At 60.7% G+C, this 18089-nt stretch carries 16 protein-coding genes; 11 read left to right on the forward strand and 5 right to left on the reverse strand.

Annotated features, from left to right (window positions below):
- Positions 1-4 precede the first annotated feature (4 nt).
- Entirely contained in the window at positions 5-1234 is a 1230-nt protein-coding gene (gene serA, locus E0F99_RS05145) for a phosphoglycerate dehydrogenase (RefSeq protein WP_083356245.1), read from the reverse strand.
- Between the two features lie 226 nt (positions 1235-1460).
- Here serA and E0F99_RS05155 point away from each other — a divergent pair, with 226 nt between their 5' ends.
- From E0F99_RS05155 to E0F99_RS05170, 4 genes are all read left to right on the forward strand, one after another.
- Entirely contained in the window at positions 1461-2855 is a 1395-nt protein-coding gene (locus E0F99_RS05155) for an FAD-binding oxidoreductase (RefSeq protein WP_083356246.1), read from the forward strand.
- A gap of 22 nt (positions 2856-2877) precedes the next feature.
- Positions 2878-3543, forward strand: coding sequence for a fumarylacetoacetate hydrolase family protein (locus tag E0F99_RS05160; protein ID WP_130908721.1), 666 nt, complete (start codon positions 2878-2880; stop codon positions 3541-3543).
- A 183-nt stretch (positions 3544-3726) separates the two neighbouring features.
- Positions 3727-4650 (forward strand): SdiA-regulated domain-containing protein, encoded by a 924-nt coding sequence (locus E0F99_RS05165; protein ID WP_083356248.1) that lies wholly within the window; start codon positions 3727-3729, stop codon positions 4648-4650.
- Positions 4651-4770: 120 nt separating this feature from the next.
- Entirely contained in the window at positions 4771-5679 is a 909-nt protein-coding gene (locus E0F99_RS05170) for an SdiA-regulated domain-containing protein (protein ID WP_083356249.1), read from the forward strand.
- Here E0F99_RS05170 and E0F99_RS05175 read toward each other — a convergent pair whose 3' ends face one another.
- Positions 5680-7626 carry an autotransporter domain-containing protein gene (locus E0F99_RS05175; protein WP_083356250.1) on the reverse strand — a complete coding sequence of 649 codons (1947 nt, stop codon included), beginning with the start codon at positions 7624-7626 and terminating at the stop codon, positions 5680-5682.
- A 377-nt stretch (positions 7627-8003) separates the two neighbouring features.
- The gene (rpiA, locus tag E0F99_RS05180; RefSeq protein ID WP_083356251.1) at positions 8004-8675 is read right to left on the reverse strand and encodes a ribose-5-phosphate isomerase RpiA; all 672 of its coding nucleotides are present in this window, start codon (positions 8673-8675) and stop codon (positions 8004-8006) included.
- Positions 8676-8812: 137 nt separating this feature from the next.
- On the opposite strand from rpiA, the gene ilvA reads away from it, so the two are divergent.
- From ilvA to E0F99_RS05200, 4 genes are read left to right on the forward strand one after another with little or no spacing between them, the layout of a single operon-like run.
- Positions 8813-10327 carry a threonine ammonia-lyase, biosynthetic gene (gene ilvA / locus E0F99_RS05185; RefSeq protein WP_083356252.1) on the forward strand — a complete coding sequence of 505 codons (1515 nt, stop codon included), beginning with the start codon at positions 8813-8815 and terminating at the stop codon, positions 10325-10327.
- A 40-nt stretch (positions 10328-10367) separates the two neighbouring features.
- Positions 10368-10781 (forward strand): DUF2269 family protein, encoded by a 414-nt coding sequence (locus tag E0F99_RS05190; protein ID WP_083356253.1) that lies wholly within the window; start codon positions 10368-10370, stop codon positions 10779-10781.
- Between the two features lie 9 nt (positions 10782-10790).
- Complete coding sequence (locus tag E0F99_RS05195) at positions 10791-12041, forward strand: SDR family oxidoreductase (protein WP_083356254.1); 1251 nt, start codon at positions 10791-10793, stop codon at positions 12039-12041.
- A complete protein-coding gene (locus E0F99_RS05200) occupies positions 12038-12505 on the forward strand; it encodes a DUF2269 family protein (RefSeq protein ID WP_083356255.1) in 468 nt (155 codons plus the stop codon). The genes E0F99_RS05195 and E0F99_RS05200 overlap by 4 nt, the downstream gene beginning before the upstream one ends.
- 101 nt (positions 12506-12606) lie before the next feature.
- On the opposite strand, the gene E0F99_RS05205 is transcribed toward E0F99_RS05200, so the two are convergent.
- A complete protein-coding gene (locus E0F99_RS05205) occupies positions 12607-13263 on the reverse strand; it encodes a histidinol-phosphatase (protein WP_083356256.1) in 657 nt (218 codons plus the stop codon).
- A gap of 143 nt (positions 13264-13406) precedes the next feature.
- Between E0F99_RS05205 and E0F99_RS05210 the strand changes: the two genes are divergently transcribed.
- Together E0F99_RS05210 and ptsP are read left to right on the forward strand one after the other, a co-directional pair.
- Positions 13407-13886, forward strand: coding sequence for an RNA pyrophosphohydrolase (locus E0F99_RS05210; RefSeq protein WP_003176750.1), 480 nt, complete (start codon positions 13407-13409; stop codon positions 13884-13886).
- Between the two features lie 22 nt (positions 13887-13908).
- On the forward strand, positions 13909-16188 hold the full coding sequence (gene ptsP, locus E0F99_RS05215) for a phosphoenolpyruvate--protein phosphotransferase (protein ID WP_083356257.1): 2280 nt from the start codon (positions 13909-13911) through the stop codon (positions 16186-16188).
- A gap of 99 nt (positions 16189-16287) precedes the next feature.
- Here the strand turns inward: ptsP and E0F99_RS05220 are convergent, their stop codons facing one another.
- On the reverse strand, positions 16288-17034 hold the full coding sequence (locus E0F99_RS05220; RefSeq protein WP_083356258.1) for an NRDE family protein: 747 nt from the start codon (positions 17032-17034) through the stop codon (positions 16288-16290).
- Positions 17035-17265: 231 nt separating this feature from the next.
- Here E0F99_RS05220 and lgt point away from each other — a divergent pair, with 231 nt between their 5' ends.
- The gene (gene lgt, locus E0F99_RS05225) at positions 17266-18078 is read left to right on the forward strand and encodes a prolipoprotein diacylglyceryl transferase (RefSeq protein ID WP_083356259.1); all 813 of its coding nucleotides are present in this window, start codon (positions 17266-17268) and stop codon (positions 18076-18078) included.
- The last annotated feature ends 11 nt before the right edge of the window (positions 18079-18089 follow it).

Raw genomic sequence — 18089 nt, forward strand, 5'->3', positions numbered from 1 at the left:
AGCCTTAGAACAACACGCGGCTACGAATCGTGCCGTTGATGTGCTGCAGCTTCTCTTGCGCCAGGTCCGAGTACTCGGCGTCGACGTCGATCACCACGTAGCCGACCTTCTCGTTGGTCTGCAGGAACTGACCGGAGATGTTGATGCCGTTTTCCGCGAAGACCTTGTTGATCTCCATCATCACGCCAGGGATGTTCTGGTGGATGTGCAGCAGGCGGTGCTTGCCAGGGTGAGCCGGCAGCGCCACTTCCGGGAAGTTGACGGAAGACACCGAGGTGCCGTTGTCGCTGTACTTGACCAGCTTCTCCGACACTTCCAGGCCGATGTTGGCTTGGGCTTCAGCGGTGGAACCGCCGATGTGCGGGGTCAGGATCACGTTGTCCAGGCCGCGCAGCGGGCTTTCGAAGATGTCGTCGTTAGAGCGTGGCTCTACCGGGAACACGTCGATCGCGGCGCCGATCAGGTGCTTGTCCTTGATCGCGTCGGCCAGGGCGTCCAGTTCTACCACGGTGCCGCGTGCAGCATTGATCAGGATGCCGCCTTTCTTGATCGCGCGGATTTCCTTCTCGCCGATCATCCACTGGGTCTCAGCGGTTTCCGGAACGTGCAGGGTGACGATGTCGGACATGCCCAGCAGCTCGGTCAGGCTCGACACCTGAGTGGCGTTGCCCAATGGCAGCTTGGTCAGTGTGTCGTAGAAGAACACCTGCATGCCCAAGCCTTCGGCCAGTACCGACAACTGCGTACCGATCGAGCCGTAACCGACGATACCCAGCTTCTTGCCGCGGATTTCGAAGGAGTTGGCCGCGCTTTTGATCCAGCCGCCACGGTGGCAGGAAGCGTTCTTCTCAGGAATACCGCGCAGCAGCAGGATGGCCTCGGCCAATACCAGCTCCGCTACGGAACGGGTGTTGGAGTACGGTGCGTTGAACACCGCAATGCCGCGTTCGCGTGCAGCGTTGAGGTCGACCTGGTTGGTGCCGATGCAGAAACAACCGACAGCCACGAGTTTCTTGGCGTGCTCGAAGATCTCTTCGGTCAGCTGAGTGCGGGAGCGAATGCCGATAAAGTGCGCGTCGGCGATCTTTTCCTTTAACTGGGCTTCCGGCAGAGAACTGGTGATGTACTCAATGCTGGAGTACCCAGCGGCTTTCAGTACGTCGACAGCCGATGGGTGGACGCCTTCCAGAAGAAGGAACTTGATCTTGCTCTTATCGAGAGAAGTCTTGCTCATCTGCGTAAACCTGTATCCCGGAGAAAAATGGCAGGGAATCGAGCAGTTAGTGCCTTGAATCAGTGCACAAGAGCTGACCCGGACGGCAGGAAAGCCGTCACCGCAGAAACGCCCTTGGGCTCTGTCCTGCGGGGGCGGTATGCTAGCATACGTGCCCCGCTAAACACCCATTCCTGCGACGTGAAGCGTTCTCAGGATGACCATGAATTGTTCGAGAGTTCTGTCGATGACCCATCCTGCCCTGATTGATGAGCTGAAGACCCTGGTAGAGCCTGGCAAGGTCCTGACCGATGCTGACTCCCTGGAGGCTTACGGCAAGGACTGGACCAAGCACTTCGCTCCTGCGCCGACCGCTATCGTGTTCCCCAAGACCACCGAGCAGGTACAGGCCATCGTCCGTTGGGCCAATGAACACAAGGTGGCGCTGGTGCCATCCGGTGGTCGTACCGGCTTGTCGGCCGCCGCCGTAGCCGCGAATGGCGAGGTGGTGGTGTCGTTCGACTACATGAACCAGATCCTCGACGTGAACCTCACCGACCGCACCGCCAGGTGCCAGCCGGGCGTGGTCACCCAGCAATTGCAGAACGTCGCCGAAGAAAAAGGCCTGTACTACCCGGTGGACTTCGCGTCGTCGGGTTCGAGCCAGATTGGCGGCAACATCGGCACCAATGCCGGCGGGATCAAGGTTATTCGCTACGGCATGACCCGTAACTGGGTAGCCGGCATGAAGGTCGTCACCGGCAAGGGCGACCTGCTGGAGCTGAACAAAGACCTGATCAAGAACGCCACCGGCTACGACATGCGCCAGCTGTTTATCGGCGCTGAAGGCACCCTGGGGTTTGTGGTCGAAGCCACCATGCGCCTGGACCGTGCGCCGAAAAACCTCACCGCCATGGTGCTCGGCACCACGGATTTCGACTCGATCATGCCGGTGCTGCACGCGTTCCAGAGCAAGCTGGACCTGACCGCCTTTGAATTCTTCTCTGACAAAGCCCTGGCCAAAGTCATGGGCCGAGGCGATGTGCCAGCGCCGTTCGAAACCGATTGCCCGTTCTACGCGCTGCTGGAATTCGAAGCCACCACCGAAGAAGTCGCCAATCACGCCCTGGAAACCTTCGAGCACTGCGTGGAGCAGGGCTGGGTGCTGGACGGCGTGATGAGCCAGAGTGAAACCCAACTGCACAACCTGTGGAAGCTGCGCGAGTACATCTCCGAGACCATTTCCCACTGGACGCCGTACAAGAACGACATTTCGGTGACTGTTTCCAAAGTGCCGGCGTTCTTGAAGGAAATCGACGCGATCGTCGGTGAACACTACCCGGACTTCGAAATCGTCTGGTTCGGCCACATCGGCGACGGCAACCTGCACCTGAACATCCTCAAACCGGAAAACCTGAGCAAGGATGAGTTCTTCGCCAAGTGCGCCACCGTGAACAAGTGGGTGTTCGAGACCGTCGAGAAGTACAACGGCTCGATCTCCGCCGAACACGGCGTGGGCATGACCAAGCGCGATTACCTGACCTACAGCCGCTCGCCGGTTGAAATCGAATACATGAAGGCAGTGAAAGCGGTGTTCGACCCTAACGGGATCATGAACCCCGGCAAGATCTTCGTTGTTTAATCGCCCCTGAAGGAGTCGTTCCATGAGCTACCAGCACAAGTATGTCGACGGCACCAACATCCACTTTCCCGTGGGTAAAGTGGTGTGCATCGGGCGTAACTACGCCGAACATGCCAAGGAACTGGACAACCCGGTACCGACCGAGCCCTTGTTGTTCATCAAGCCGGGCAGTTGTGTGGTAGCACTGGAGGGCGGTTTCGCCATCCCTACCGAGCGTGGTTCGGTGCCCTACGAAGCGGAAATCGCGGTATTGATCGGCAAGCCGTTGTCGAACAAACCCAGCCGTGAAGAAGTGCTGGACGCCATTTCCGGCTTTGCCCCGGCCTTGGACCTGACCCTGCGTGACAAACAGGCCGAGCTGAAAGCCAAAGGCCTGCCGTGGGAAATCGCCAAGTCGTTTGACGGTGCGGCAGTGATTGCACCGTTCGTGGTCGGGAGCACCTTCCCCGACATCACCGACATCGGCATCCGCCTGAGCATCAACGGCCAAGTGCGCCAGGACGGCAACAGCGCGCAGATGCTCAACCCGATCATCCCGATGATCCAACACATGGCTGGCTGCTTCTCGCTGCAGGCTGGTGACGTGATCCTCACCGGCACCCCGGCCGGTGTAGGGCCGTTGAATGTGGGGGATGAGTTGGTGTTGGAGTTGGCGGGCGTGAGCCGCTTCGAAAGCAGCGTTCGCTAAAGGCTCAATGCAGTTCAAATGTGGGAGCAGGCAAGCCAGCGCCCACATTTAATTGAGTACATCCTCAGAACCCCAGGCTTTTTGCATTTTTTTCACACGCCACCCGGATAATTTCAGCCTCCTGCGCGCGGGCCCGTTGATCCTGTGCTATCACCTAACGCTGACTTTCCGGAAAAGCGCTCAATGGCCGTGACCTTGCCCACCGCTACACCCAAGCCCCGTTCACGTTTTGCCCTGCGCTGGTATTCCTGGTTGTTCCTGGCCGGGGCGATTGTGTATGGCGTTGCCTGGCTTCTGCATTGGGATGATCGTGGCGTGCTGTGGGTGGCGGAGCGCTTTGAGACGCCGGCCGAACAACAAGCCAGTGTGTGGCTGCCGGACTATCACGCGGTCATCGACGGCAAGTTGCTGCCCGGCATGGAGAAGGACGAGGCTTCGGACCTGGCCTACAACCCACAGACCAAAACCCTGTTTTCCGTGATGGGCAAAAACCCGTTTCTGGTTGAGTTGAGCCTGCAAGGCGACGTGCTGCGCAAGATGCCACTCATTGGCTGGAACAACCCGGAAGGCGTGACGGTGATGGAAAATGGCCTGATGGCCATTGTCGATGAACGCATGCACACGCTCACCGTGGTGAACGTCGACGCCAGCACCCAACAGCTGAACCTCGCGGACTTTAAGACCTACGATCTGGGCCCGTCCAAAGACCAGAACAAAGCCTTTGAGGGAGTCACCTGGGACAAGCGCAACCAGCAAATCGTGCTCGGCGAAGAGCGCCCACCCGCGCTGTTTACCTGGAAAAGCGATGGCGCCACGCTGACCGGCGACAAGCAAAAAGTCGCTAGCACCGAGTTGGATATGCGCAACCTTTCAGCCCTGGCCGTCGACCCGCGCACCGGGCACTTGCTGGTGCTGTCGGCCGACTCCCACCTGTTGCTGGAGCTGGACGAAAAGGGCGATCAAGTCAGCTTCATGACCCTGCTCGGTGGCTTCAACGGCCTCAAGCACACCATTCCACGTGCCGAAGGCGTGACCATGGATGAGGGCGGCACGTTGTACATGGTCAGTGAACCGAACCTGTTCTACCGTTTCGAGAAGCAGAAATAACCCACGATTACGTCGGGTACCGCTCCAATAGCGGCATGCGCCACCCATCAGGCAGCGTTTAAGTTTAAATTCAGACCGGCGTGATATTCATCCGCTACTTTTTGACTTCGAGCTGCCCTGATGCGTCGATTTGCCCGGCCCAAACCCGCGTTTTATCTGTTGTTGCTGATCGCTTTGATGGCGGTCGGGGCGGTCGCACAGCAATTTCGCTTGTTCGAACGCGCGTGGTTCAACTGGCAGGCATGGGGCCAGCCCGCCAATGAGCGCTCCATCGGCTTGGCCGATTACCGTGTCAGCCTGGAAGCCAAAGTGATCGAAGGCCTCGACGATGATGTCTCGGCCCTTACCTACGACCCGGTGCGCAAAAGCCTGTTTACTGTCACCAACAAAAACGCCGAGCTGATCGAGCTGTCCCTGGACGGCAAGATTTTGCGGCGCATTGCGCTGGTGGGCTTTGGCGATGCCGAGGCAGTGGAGTTCATCAGCGACAACATTTATGTGATCAGTGATGAGGCCCAGCAGCGGCTGATCAAGGTGCATGTGAACGACGACACCCAGTTCCTCGACGCCGCCGACGCGGAGCAGATGACCTTGGGTGTGCACATGGGGGGCAACAAAGGTTTTGAGGGCCTGGCGTACGACTCGGTAGGCAAGCGCCTGTTCGTGGCCAAGGAACGCGACCCGATGTTGATCTACGAAGTGCATGGTTTTCCGCATTTCAAACCGGAAAAAACCTATTCGGTGCACGTGATCAACAACCCCAAGCGCGATGCCGGGCTGTTTGTGCGCGACCTGTCGAGCTTGCAATACGACGAGCGCAGCGGGCATTTGCTGGCGCTGTCGGATGAGTCGTTCCTGGTGTTGGAGCTGGACATTAACGGTCGCCCACTGAGCAGCCTTTCTCTGCTCAACGGGCGCCATGGACTGCAAAAGCGTGTGCCTCAGGCCGAAGGCATCGCCATGGACGATAAAGGCAGCTTGTACTTGGTCAGCGAGCCGAACCTGTTCTACGTGTTCAAAAAGCCCTGATCAAAACATCCACTGCACACCCAGCGAATAGCCGGTCTGGCTGCCTTCGGCATGCCCAAGGCGGCTGTTCACCTCGGCGTAAACGCCCAACTGCGGGGTGATCGCCAGTTGGCTGCCGATTTGCGCGCGGCCAAAGCTTTTATCCACTGAACCCAGTTTGGCGGTGCGCGCCTGCCTGTCGGCGTGGGCGGTCAGGTCGAGGTCATCCAGGCGGCCGTCCGCCAGCTCCTTAACCCAGGCGATATCGCCGTAAGGCAGGAGGCTCATGCCGTAGGGCAGGGCGACCGCACCACGCACGCGCCAGCCGAGGCTGGCTTCCAGGGAATCGAAGGCTTGCTCTTCGTACTCAAGCGCGGTGCGCAAATCCGGTTTCTCGTGGAATTTATCGATGCGGTAATGGCTGTAGTCAAGGCCGGCAAATGGTCCGCTCTTGATCGCGCCGAAGTCGAAGTCATAGCCGCCGAGCACCCGCGCGCCCAAGGACAGGGCCTCCGTGTTGCCGCTCAGGTGCTGGTTGAGCAGGATCGGGCCGCCGTTGGCCTGGATCAACAGGTTGCGCTTGGACTCAAAGCGCGTGCGGCCGACGCTCACGTCACCGGCGAGCCAGCTTGGTCCGCCGTCGTTGAGCAAGGCGTAGGCCGCCGCCTGCCAGGTGTCGCTGTCCAGTTTGCCGCGGTGCTCTAGTTTGTCGCGGCCGTTGAGGTAGCTCAGGCTGGCGCCGATGTTCAGGCTGGAAGTGAGCTGAAAGTCGCCAAGTGCATGCAGGCCCAGGCGCCGCGCTTCGGGATTGAGCGGGCTATCGAAGCCGCTGTCCGGGCTGTATTCACCGTCCACGCCGATCTCGCCGTCAAAGCTGCCCACTTCGCGGCTGGCTGCTTGCAAGGTCAACCAGCGGCGGTCATGCAGGCGCACCATGGCTTGGTGCTGACGCTGCAGGTTGTCCTGCATATTGCGCGCAACGGCGCCGCCGGAGGCGGTCGAGGCCACCAGGTCGGCGTTGGTCAGCTCCAGCACCAAACGGCTGAGCAGGCGCGAATAGTCGCGCAGGCGCTGGTCGATGCGTGCTTGGCCGAAGGCGTCGGTGAGCACCGCTTTGTTGTCTTCTGCCGGGTCGTGCCAGGTGGAGCCACCGGGGATTTTCGGGTTGTTGGTTTGGGTGTAGCCGTCCAGGTCGCCCAGCTCCCAGTTAGTGGCTTCTATATACAGAATCGGAATATTTAACGGCTCGAAAGGCTCGCCATCGCTGCAGCAGCCGGTGCCCTTGGGGTATTGCGGGTCCAGGCCTGGGTTGGTGAACAGCGGGATGTTCAACTCCTTGGCGATCTGGAACGTGTGCTCGCGCAATGACGCCAGGGCGGGGTTGGCGGTGCTGTTCTGGCCGGCGTGGGCGTACATCATGTCGCCGGTGATCAGGCTGTCGAGGTTGATCATCGCCAGCATGTTCGCGCGCTGGCTGGCGCTGAGTGCGTCGACAAACGCCTTGGAGCCGCGCAGACCTTCTTCTTCGGCGCCGAAGCCGACGATTTGCAAGCCGTTTTCCAACTGCAGGCCGCCGAGGTTTTTCGCCACCTCAGTCAGCACGCTGGCGCCGGAGCCATTGTCGTCGAGGCCTTGCAGGGTCGGGCGGCCGAAGTAGGTGTCGAAATGCGCGCCAATCACCACGTATTGCGGTTTGGTGCCGGCAGCGTAGGCCACCACGTTTTGCGAGGCGCGACTGCCGTTGTTCCAGGTGAAGTTCTGGCGACTGAGGCTGTAGGCCGAACCCATCTGGCTTTGCATCCAATCCGCGGCGCCTGCGAAATGGGCAGTGCCACGATACCGGCCGGGGTAATCGTTGATCAGCTTTTCCAGGGTGGTGTTGGCGTGTTGGCCGTAATCGTAGGCCTGGGTGTGTGTCGACAGCAGCGTGCCGACAACGCTGATCGCGAGGGCTAGAGGCTTTATCACAAGGTCGTCCTTGAGGTGATAGGGATGTTCAAGCCCAGACCCATTGCACAATGCGCGCCTCATTCCGTGGGCGACTGCGAAGTGGCGCATTGTTAAACGCGTGGGTCGCTTGGCTGTAATTTGTAACGGATTTGATACCTATTAAGGTGTGAGGTGCCGGGACTGGGCGCACGATTTTGGAGGGGGATGCTGCGAAAAGTAGCGTTTTTGTTACATGGATCTTTCGGACAACGGAATCAAATATGGGAGCTGCGGTGCGACGATTCGACTTGCCTGCGATGCGAACGGCTCGGTGTATCAGTTAAACCGAGGCGATGCTATCGCAGGCAAGTCGAATCGTCGCACCGCAGCTCCCACATAAAGCCAGGCAGTGAGCTTTAGGCCTTGAGGGTTTTCACGCCTTCAGAGGTGCCCAGCAGCAACACATCAGCCGGGCGCGCGGCGAACAAACCGTTAGTCACCACGCCGACGATCGCGTTGATCTGGGTTTCCAGCTCAACCGGGTTGATGATCTGCAGGTTGAACACGTCGATGATGATGTTGCCGTTGTCGGTCAACACGCCTTCGCGGTACACCGGGTCGCCGCCCAGTTTCACCAGCTCGCGGGCCACGTGGCTGCGGGCCATCGGGATCACTTCCACCGGCAGCGGGAACGCGCCGAGTACCGGCACCAGCTTGCTGGCGTCGGCGATGCAGATAAAGGTCTTGGCCACGGCCGCGACGATCTTCTCGCGGGTCAGGGCTGCGCCGCCGCCTTTGATCAGGTTCAGGTGCTCGTCGCTTTCATCGGCGCCGTCGACGTAGAACTCCAGGTCGCTCACGGTATTGAGCTCGTACACCGCAATGCCATGGCCCTTGAGGCGCGCGGCGGTGGCTTCGGAGCTGGCCACGGCGCCGTCAAACGCGCCCTTGTGCAGGGCCAGCGCATCGATAAAGCAGTTGGCGGTGGAGCCGGTGCCGACACCGACGATGCTTTTGTCGTCGAGTTTAGGAAGAATTAAATCGACGGCGGCTTGGGCCACTGCCTGTTTGAGTTGATCCTGGGTCATGCGGGCTCCGGAACGGGCGGGGAATTATCGAGGCCGGCGAGTATAACCCAACAAAACCTCGGGATTCGTGTGGTCGCCCGGCTAAACGCTGGGTTAGACTCCTTGGCCCTGCCCAACCCGCCCAGTGATGCTTTCCGATGCTCGAACAGTACGTCAAAAAGATCCTCACCTCGCGCGTTTATGACGTTGCCGTAGAAACCCCATTGCAGACTGCTCGCCAGCTCTCCGAGCGGCTGGGCAACAAAGTCTGGCTCAAGCGCGAAGACTTGCAGCCGGTGTTCTCGTTCAAGATTCGCGGCGCCTACAACAAGTTGACCCAGCTGAGCTTGGAGGAGCGCGCGCGCGGCGTGGTCACCGCATCTGCCGGCAATCATGCCCAGGGCCTCGCCCTTGCAGCCAAGGTGCTGGGAGTCAAGGCCACTATCGTGATGCCCAAGACCACCCCGGAGATCAAGGTCGAAGGCGTGCGTTCGCGTGGCGGCAAAGTGGTGCTGCACGGTGATTCCTTCCCGGAAGCCCTGGCCTACTCGCTGAAACTGGTCGACGAAAAAGGCTACGTTTACATTCACCCCTATGATGATCCGCACACCATTGCCGGGCAGGGCACCGTGGCGATGGAGATTCTGCGCCAGCACCCGGGGCCGCTGGACGCTATTTTCGTACCGGTGGGCGGCGGCGGGCTGATCGCTGGTATTGCGGCGTACGTGAAATACCTGCGCCCGGAGATCAAGATCATCGGCGTCGAGCCGGACGACTCCAACTGCCTGCAAGCCGCCATGGCTGCCGGTGAGCGCGTGGTACTGCCGACCGTCGGTATCTTTGCCGACGGCGTGGCGGTGGCGCAGATCGGCCAGCACACGTTCGACATCTGCAAAGACTATGTGGACGAAGTGATCACCGTCAGCACCGATGAAATCTGCGCGGCGATCAAGGACATCTACGACGACACCCGCTCCATCACCGAGCCCGCAGGCGCATTGGGTGTGGCGGGGATCAAGAAGTATGTCGAGACCCGAGGCATCACCGGGCAAACCCTGGTGGCCATCGACTCCGGTGCCAACGTCAACTTCGACCGCCTGCGCCATGTGGCCGAGCGCGCCGAGCTGGGTGAAGGCCGCGAAGCCATCATCGCCGTGACCATCCCCGAGCAGCCGGGCAGCTTCAAGGCCTTCTGCGAGGCCGTGGGCAAGCGCCAGATCACCGAATTCAACTACCGCTACCACTCCGGCCGCGAGGCGCACATCTTCGTTGGCGTGCAGACTCACCCGGAAAACGACCCGCGCAGCGCGTTGATCGCCAGCCTCACCAGCCAGGGTTTCCCGGTGCTGGACCTGACCGAGAACGAACTGGCCAAGTTGCACATTCGTCATATGGTCGGTGGGCACGCGGCGAAAGTCAGCGACGAGCTGGTATTCCGTTTCGAATTCCCGGAACGCCCGGGCGCGCTGTTCAACTTTCTTAACAAATTGGGCGGGCGCTGGAACATCTCGATGTTCCACTATCGCAACCACGGCGCGGCCGACGGCCGTGTGGTCGCCGGCCTGCAAGTGCCGGCGGACGAGCGCCATTTGGTGCCGGCCGCATTGGCGCAAATCGGCTACCCGTACTGGGATGAAAGCGAAAACCCGGCCTACCAGCTGTTCCTCGGTTGAGCGACTACGCTGACTGAGCGGCCTTTAAGGAATCAAGACCATGGAAACGCTGACCACCCTCAAGGTTATCCACATCACCGCCACCGTGTTGCTGCTGCTCAGCGGCCTCGGGCTGGCGGTACTGGCCTGGCGCAAGCGCAGCGCCGGCCCTGCGGTTACCGTGCAACGCCCGTGGGCGTTCGTGTGGTTGCTGATGGGGGTTTGCATGGTCAGCATGCCATTCACCGGCTGGTGGCTGGCGCATTTGATCGGCTGGCCGCTGGGGCAAACCTGGATTCTGGGCTCCAGCATCCTCTACACCGTGGCGGCGCTGGCCTGGTTCTGGCTGGTGGCACGGCTTAACCGCCTGCGTCTGGGCGGCGGTGGCAGCCTGAATTTCACCCTGGCGCTGGCCGTGGTCAGCCTGGTGGGGTTTGTGGCGATTGCCGGGTTGATGGGCGCCAAGCCGGTCTAAAGGGGCTTCATGAACGTCCTTCTGGTCGGCGCCACAGGGTTTGTGGGCCGCCATCTGTTGCGCGCCTTGCAGCACGCCGGGCACTGCGTGATCGCGACCTCTCGAACGCCTCAACACCAGAGTTGGCCGGGGGTTGAGTGGCGTTCGCTGGACCTGGGCCGCCTGGCTGTCGACCCCGAGCACTTTGTCTTTCCTGAATCTGTTGATGTATTGATCAATGCGGCGGGCCTGCTCAGCGTGGATGCGGCTGAGTTGAGCCGGGTTCAGGATCAAGGCGCTCGCGTGTTGTTTGATCTGGCCGCCCAGCGTGGCGTGCGGGTGTTGCAGATTTCCGCCTTGGGCGCTTCGGCGCAATCCGACCTGGCGTTCCTGGCCAGCAAAGGCTTGGCGGATGATTATCTGCTCAGTCTGGGCATAACCGCTGTGGTGCTTCGGCCTTCATTGGTGGTGGGCGCGGGCGGCACCAGCAGTGCGTGGCTGGCCGGGCTTTCGCCTTGGCCGCTGATTCCGCTGCTCGACCTCAAGGCCCAAGTGCAGCCCGTGCATATCGACGATCTGGTCGGTGCGGTAATGGCCCTGCTGCGCCAGTGGCCTGCTGAATCAATGGTGCTGCCGTTGGTGGGGCCCGAGCCGATGCGGCTGTCGCAGGTCGTTGACCACCTGCGCGCGGCTCAAGGCTGGGAGGCGGGCCGCTACGTGCAAGTGCCGCTGCTGAGGTTGGGCGGTTGGCTGGGTGATCGCCTGGGCTGGCAGGCTTTGAACCGACAAAGTATCGCCCTGGCGCAACAGGACAATGTGGCCGACCCCGAGGTACTGGCCTCGGTTTGCGGTTATACCGTCGCGCCGCTGGCGTCGCGCCTGCACGATTGGCCGAACGCAGCCATCAGCAGCCAGCGCACTCTGCGCCCAGTGATGCTGGCGGTGATGGTGCTGATCTGGCTGGGCACCGCAGCCGTTTGCCTCGGTCAGGGTTACGACTGGGGCCTGCGCATCATGGCCGAGGCGGGCGTGCACGGCACGTGGGCGACACTGGCCGTGATCGGCGGCTCGGTCTGCGATGCGCTGTTGGGTTTAGGGTTGCTGGTGACGCGTTGGCGCAGGCAGGCCCTGATCCTGCAATTGCTGCTGATGGCCGGTTACACCGTGTTTATCAGCCTGGTTCTGCCCCATTACTGGTTTGACCCTTATGCCGCCGTCGCCAAGAACCTGGTGCTGATGGTGGCGACTGTGTGGCTTCTATGGACTGAACCTCATCAATGAGCGCTTACCTGCTGCTGAAAACCCTGCATATCCTGTCCTCGACCATTCTATTCGGGTTGGGCGCGGGCTCGGCTTACTATGCCTTGCGCGCCTGGCGCAGTGGCAAGGTTGAAGTCATCGCCGAGACGTTCAAGCACTTGGTGTTCGCCGACTGGGCGTTTACCGCAACCACGGCGGTGTTCCAGCCCTTAAGCGGGGTCGGCTTGATGCACTTGGCGGGTTGGTCGATGCAGCAGAGCTGGCTGCAATGGACCGTCGGCCTGTATTGCCTGGCCGGGGTTTGCTGGCTGCCGGTGGTGTGGTTGCAGATTCGTGTGCACAAGATGGCGGAGCAGGCGTTGCGCGACGGCACGGCGATGCCGATCAAGGCGGCGACCTATATGCGCTGGTGGTTTGGCCTGGGCTGGCCGGCGTTTTTGGCGTTTATGGTGATTTTCTATTTGATGGTGGCTAAGCCGATGTAGGGCTTGGGACTGAGTCGACTTCATCGCAGGCAAGCCAGCTTCCACACTTGAATGTATTCACAAATCTAAGGGTGGGAGCTGGCTTGCCTGCGATGGGGCCATCAGCTTCGCAGTGTTATCACCGGCCAGCCACGCTTCTGGGCCTCAGCCCGCAAATTCGGATCCGGGTCCACCGCCACTGGGTGGGTCACTTGCTCCAGCAGTGGCAAATCATTCATCGAGTCGCTATAGAAGTAGCTGTCTTCCAGGCTGTGCCCGGTTTCTTCCAGCCAACGATTCAAGCGCGTCACCTTGCCTTCACGGAAGCACGGCACATCGGTGCTGCGCCCGGTGTAGCGGCCATTTTCCATCTCGCACTCGGTGGCGATCAGGGTTTCGACGCCCAGGCGTGCGGCAATTGGCGCGGTGATGAAGCGGTTGGTGGCGGTGATGATCACCAGCTTGTCGCCGGCGGCGCGGTGCTTGGCCAGCAGTTCCACTGCCTGGGGCAGCATGATCGGCTCGATGCAGTCGCGCATGTAGTCGTTGTGCCACGCGTTAAGCTGGGCCATCTCGGTGCGGCCGAGGATTTCCAGGCAGAAGTTCAGGTACTCGGCGTTATCCAGCGTGCCGGCCAGGTAGTCCTGGTAAAACTCGTCGTTGCGGGCCTTGTAGGCCACCGCGTCGAGAATCCCGCGTTCGCAGAGGTAATCACCCCAGGCGTGGTCGCTGTCACCGCCCAGAAGTGTGTTGTCCAAGTCGAATAAAGCCAGGCGCATTGCAGTTACTCGCTGAAAAGTCTGTAAAAAGGCGTCCAGAATACGGTCTTTTCACAAGAGTGCACATAAGGTAAGAAGCCTCGTTGCCGCTGGAACAACCTTTGTGGAACAATGCGGCGACATGCGTTTGCGAGGTTGTTGCCGTGATCGACCCCGATGGTTTCCGTCCTAATGTCGGGATTATTCTTACGAATGATGCCGGACAGGTGCTATGGGCTCGCCGAATCAACCAAGATGCCTGGCAGTTTCCTCAAGGCGGAATCAACCCCGACGAAACCCCTGAAGACGCCTTGTACCGTGAGTTGAACGAAGAAGTCGGCCTTGAGCGTGAAGATGTGCAAATTCTGGCCTGTACACGCGGCTGGTTGCGCTATCGTTTGCCGCAACGCCTGGTGCGTACCCACAGCCAACCGCTGTGCATCGGCCAGAAGCAGAAATGGTTTCTCCTGCGCCTGATCTCCAACGAGCAGCGGGTGCGGATGGATTTGACCGGTAAACCGGAGTTCGATGGCTGGCGTTGGGTCAGCTATTGGTACCCGTTGGGCCAGGTGGTGACATTCAAGCGCGAGGTTTATCGTCGCGCTCTCAAAGAACTTGCCCCGCGCCTTTTAGCGCGCGACTGACGACGGAGTTCGACCCCGAGCCATGCTCAATACGCTGCGCAAGATCGTCCAGGAAGTTAACTCCGCCAAGGATCTCAAGGCGGCGTTGGGGATTATTGTGTTGCGCGTCAAGGAAGCCATGGGCAGCCAGGTCTGCTCGGTTTACCTGCTGGACCCCGAGACCAACCGTTTTGTGCTGATGGCCACCGAGGGCCTGAACAAGCGCTCTATCGGCAAAGTCAGCATGGCGCCCAATGAAGGTCTGGTGGGCCTGGTGGGGACGCGTGAAGAACCCCTGAACCTTGAAAACGCGGCTGATCACCCGCGTTATCGCTACTTTGCCGAAACCGGTGAAGAGCGTTACGCCTCGTTCCTCGGCGCACCGATCATTCACCACCGCCGCGTTGTCGGCGTGTTGGTCATCCAGCAAAAAGAGCGGCGCCAGTTCGATGAAGGTGAAGAAGCTTTCCTGGTGACCATGAGCGCGCAGCTTGCCGGGGTGATTGCCCACGCCGAGGCGACGGGTTCGATTCGCGGCCTGGGTCGCCAGGGCAAGGGCATCCAGGAGGCCAAGTTCGTCGGCGTACCTGGTTCGCCGGGCGCTGCCGTCGGCACGGCGGTGGTCATGCTGCCACCGGCCGACCTCGATGTGGTGCCGGACAAGACCGTCAACGACATTGACGCTGAAATCAAACTGTTCAAGACCGCCCTGGAAGGCGTGCGCGCGGATATGCGCAACCTGTCGACCAAGCTGGCCACCCAGTTGCGGCCCGAAGAGCGCGCGCTGTTCGACGTGTACCAGATGATGCTCGACGACGCGTCACTGGGTAATGAAGTCAAAACCGTGATCAAGACCGGCCAATGGGCACAGGGCGCGTTGCGCCAAGTGGTCACTGATCACGTCAACCGTTTCGAGTTGATGGACGACGCCTACCTGCGTGAGCGTGCCTCGGACGTACGCGACCTTGGTCGCCGTTTGCTGGCCTACCTGCAGGAAGACCGCACCACCAACCTGGTCTACCCCGACAACACCATCCTGATCAGCGAAGAGCTGACCGCCACCATGCTCGGCGAAGTGCCGGAGGGTAAACTGGTGGGCCTGGTCTCGGTACTGGGTTCGGGCAACTCCCACGTCGCGATCCTGGCCCGGGCCATGGGCATTCCGACGGTGATGGGCCTGGTTGACCTGCCGTATTCCAAGGTCGACGGCATTGACATGATCGTCGATGGCCACCGTGGCGAAGTCTTCACCAACCCCAGCGAGCTGATGCGCAAGCAATACGCCGAGGTGGTGGAAGAAGAGAAACAACTGGCGCTGGGGCTCGATTCGCTGCGCGAATTGCCTTGCGTAACCCTCGACGGCCACCGCGTGCCGCTGCTGGTCAACACCGGCCTGCTGGCCGATGTGGCCCGCGCGCAACAGCGCGGCGCCGAAGGGGTTGGGCTGTACCGCACCGAAGTGCCGTTCATGATCAACCAACGCTTCCCGAGTGAGAAGGAGCAGCTGGCGATTTATCGCGAGCAACTGTCCGCCTTCCACCCGTTGCCGGTGACGATGCGCAGCCTGGACATCGGCGGCGATAAGTCACTGTCCTACTTCCCGATCAAGGAAGACAACCCCTTCCTTGGCTGGCGCGGCATTCGCGTGACCCTCGACCATCCTGAAATTTTCCTCGTACAGACCCGCGCTATGCTCAAGGCCAGCGAAGGCCTGAACAACCTGCGCATTCTGCTGCCGATGATTTCCGGCACCCATGAGCTGGAAGAAGCCCTGCACCTGATCCACCGCGCCTGGGGCGAAGTACGCGACGAAGGTGCCGACGTACCGATGCCGCCGATTGGCGTGATGATCGAAATCCCGGCGGCGGTGTACCAGGCTAAAGAGCTGGCACGGCAGGTGGACTTCCTCTCGGTCGGCTCCAACGACTTGACCCAGTACCTGCTGGCCGTGGACCGCAACAACCCACGGGTGGCCGACCTCTACGACTACCTGCACCCTGCGGTGCTGCAAGCCCTGCAACATGTGGTGCGCGACGCGCATGCCGAAGGCAAGCCGGTGAGCATCTGCGGTGAGATGGCCGGCGACCCAGCGGCGGCGGTGCTGTTGATGGCGATGGGCTTTGACAGCCTGTCGATGAACGCCACTAACTTGCCGAAGGTGAAGTGGATGTTGCGCCAGGTGAACTTGAGCATGGCCAAGGAATTGCTGGCCGAGTTGATGACCATCGACAACCCGCAAGTTATCCACAGCTCGCTGCAATTGGCGCTGAAGAACCTGGGGCTGACGCGGATGATTAATCCGGCTTCGGCGAAAACCCTCTAGACCGAGGCGCGGCCATCGCAGGCACGCCAGCTCCCACAGGTTGGAATGTATTCCCCTGTGGGAGCTGGCTTGCCTGCGATGGCGCCAGGCCAGTCACCGCTAAATGTTGAGTTCGACTTCACCCAGCTGGCCACCCAACGGCCCAAAACTACGCTCCACCATCCGCCGCGTCCCGTCGGCATTCACAATCAACGCCGTACTCGCCCGTGTCCCATAACTGGGGCTGGCAATAAATACACTCGACAACAGACTCTCCGTCGCCAAACCTACGCCGGTGTCTGGCAAGTCAGCGAACGGCGCCGTCTGCGGGTCGCTCAAAATCCCCAGCAGCGCCTCCGGTTGCGGGTTCTCCAGCAAGTCGCTCAACGCCGCCTTGGCTTTGAGCAGTTTGGGCCACGGCGTGTCCAGCCCGGCGTTGGATAGCCCATAAACCCCGGCTTCCAGCCGCGTGGGCGAGGTCTGATTGGCGTTGTAGTGCCACAGCTCGTTCCGCGTGCCCACCAACAGGTTAAAGCCGGCGTATTCAATCGATCGGGCGTTAACGTCGGCTAAATAGTCGTCTATTGGTAGCGATCCGCTGATAAAGCGCGCGACCAGCTCGCCTCGGGATTTGCGAGCCGGCGGCTGGTGCGGGTTGCGGATATTGGTCAGGGCCGCAAACCGACCGTCGGCGTTCACTCCAAGCCAAGTGCCGCCCGCTTCCTGGTCGCGCCCGGCGTAGACCTGCGGCGCATCCAGCCACTGAGCCAGCGGCAGGCTGGGGCGGGCGTAGAACTCATCACGGTTGGCCGCGACGATCAGCGGTTGGGCATGGCCCGGCCGCCAGGCGAAAACAATCAGGCACATCAGGCGATCCCTTTTGTGTTTTCCATCACTTTACCCACACAACGGCGGGCGTTCCATCGTATCGAAGTTGGGCCGCACGCCTTCCATCCGTTAACATGCCAGGCTGTTCGGAATGTGCGGCCTCTTATTTTGAAATAGCAGCTTAATTTGAAATTGCGGCTGTAACGCAGGCTTAATCGCACACCGGCATGGTCCGGTGCGCCATGACTATTGATTTAACGAGGAGTCGCAATGCTGCCTTACCCGCAGATCAACCCGGTGGCCGTGGCCATCGGTCCGCTGCAAATCCATTGGTACGGGTTGATGTACCTGATCGGCATCGGCGGTGCCTGGCTGCTGGCCTCCCGGCGCCTGAACCGTTTCGACCCGACCTGGACCAAAGAGAAGCTCTCCGACATGGTGTTCTGGATGTCGATGGGCGTAATCGTCGGCGGGCGCCTCGGGTATGTGCTGTTCTACGATCTGCCGGCCTATATCGCCAACCCGACGCTGATTTTCGAAGTATGGAAGGGCGGCATGGCGTTCCACGGCGGGTTTGTCGGCGTGATGATCGCCGCCTGGTGGTTCGGCCGCCGCAACGGCAAGTCGTTTTTCCAACTGATGGACTTCGTTGCGCCGTTCGTGCCGATCGGCCTGGGTGCCGGGCGCATCGGTAACTTCATCAACGCCGAGTTGTGGGGCAAGCCGACCGACGTGCCGTGGGCCATGGTGTTCCCGCCGTTCAGCGACCCGGCGCAATTGCCGCGCCATCCGTCGCAGCTCTACCAGTTCGCCCTGGAAGGTGTGGCACTGTTCCTGATTCTGTACATCTTCTCGCGCAAGCCACGCCCAACCATGGCGGTGTCGGGCATGTTCGCGCTGTTCTACGGGATCTTCCGCTTTGTCGTCGAGTTCGTCCGCGTGCCGGATGCACAGTTGGGCTACCTGGCGTGGGGCTGGTTGACCATGGGTCAGATCCTCAGCATGCCGATGATTCTGGCGGGCCTGGGCCTGTTGTGGTGGGCTTACAACCGCCCGCAAGGCATCAAGAACACCGCGCTTTAAATTCGAATGCC

Source organism: Pseudomonas antarctica (genome assembly GCF_900624995.1).
In the GTDB taxonomy this organism is placed as follows: domain Bacteria; phylum Pseudomonadota; class Gammaproteobacteria; order Pseudomonadales; family Pseudomonadaceae; genus Aquipseudomonas; species Aquipseudomonas antarctica.

Coding starts and splice junctions, on each gene's coding strand:
- serA (WP_083356245.1), bottom strand. CDS start 1,234: ATGAGCAAGACTTCTCTCGATAAGAGCAAGATCAAGTTCCTTCTTCTG.
- E0F99_RS05155 (WP_083356246.1), top strand. CDS start 1,461: ATGACCCATCCTGCCCTGATTGATGAGCTGAAGACCCTGGTAGAGCCT.
- E0F99_RS05160 (WP_130908721.1), top strand. CDS start 2,878: ATGAGCTACCAGCACAAGTATGTCGACGGCACCAACATCCACTTTCCC.
- E0F99_RS05165 (WP_083356248.1), top strand. CDS start 3,727: ATGGCCGTGACCTTGCCCACCGCTACACCCAAGCCCCGTTCACGTTTT.
- E0F99_RS05170 (WP_083356249.1), top strand. CDS start 4,771: ATGCGTCGATTTGCCCGGCCCAAACCCGCGTTTTATCTGTTGTTGCTG.
- rpiA (WP_083356251.1), bottom strand. CDS start 8,675: ATGACCCAGGATCAACTCAAACAGGCAGTGGCCCAAGCCGCCGTCGAT.
- ilvA (WP_083356252.1), top strand. CDS start 8,813: ATGCTCGAACAGTACGTCAAAAAGATCCTCACCTCGCGCGTTTATGAC.
- E0F99_RS05190 (WP_083356253.1), top strand. CDS start 10,368: ATGGAAACGCTGACCACCCTCAAGGTTATCCACATCACCGCCACCGTG.
- E0F99_RS05195 (WP_083356254.1), top strand. CDS start 10,791: ATGAACGTCCTTCTGGTCGGCGCCACAGGGTTTGTGGGCCGCCATCTG.
- E0F99_RS05200 (WP_083356255.1), top strand. CDS start 12,038: ATGAGCGCTTACCTGCTGCTGAAAACCCTGCATATCCTGTCCTCGACC.
- E0F99_RS05205 (WP_083356256.1), bottom strand. CDS start 13,263: ATGCGCCTGGCTTTATTCGACTTGGACAACACACTTCTGGGCGGTGAC.
- ptsP (WP_083356257.1), top strand. CDS start 13,909: ATGCTCAATACGCTGCGCAAGATCGTCCAGGAAGTTAACTCCGCCAAG.
- E0F99_RS05220 (WP_083356258.1), bottom strand. CDS start 17,034: ATGTGCCTGATTGTTTTCGCCTGGCGGCCGGGCCATGCCCAACCGCTG.
- lgt (WP_083356259.1), top strand. CDS start 17,266: ATGCTGCCTTACCCGCAGATCAACCCGGTGGCCGTGGCCATCGGTCCG.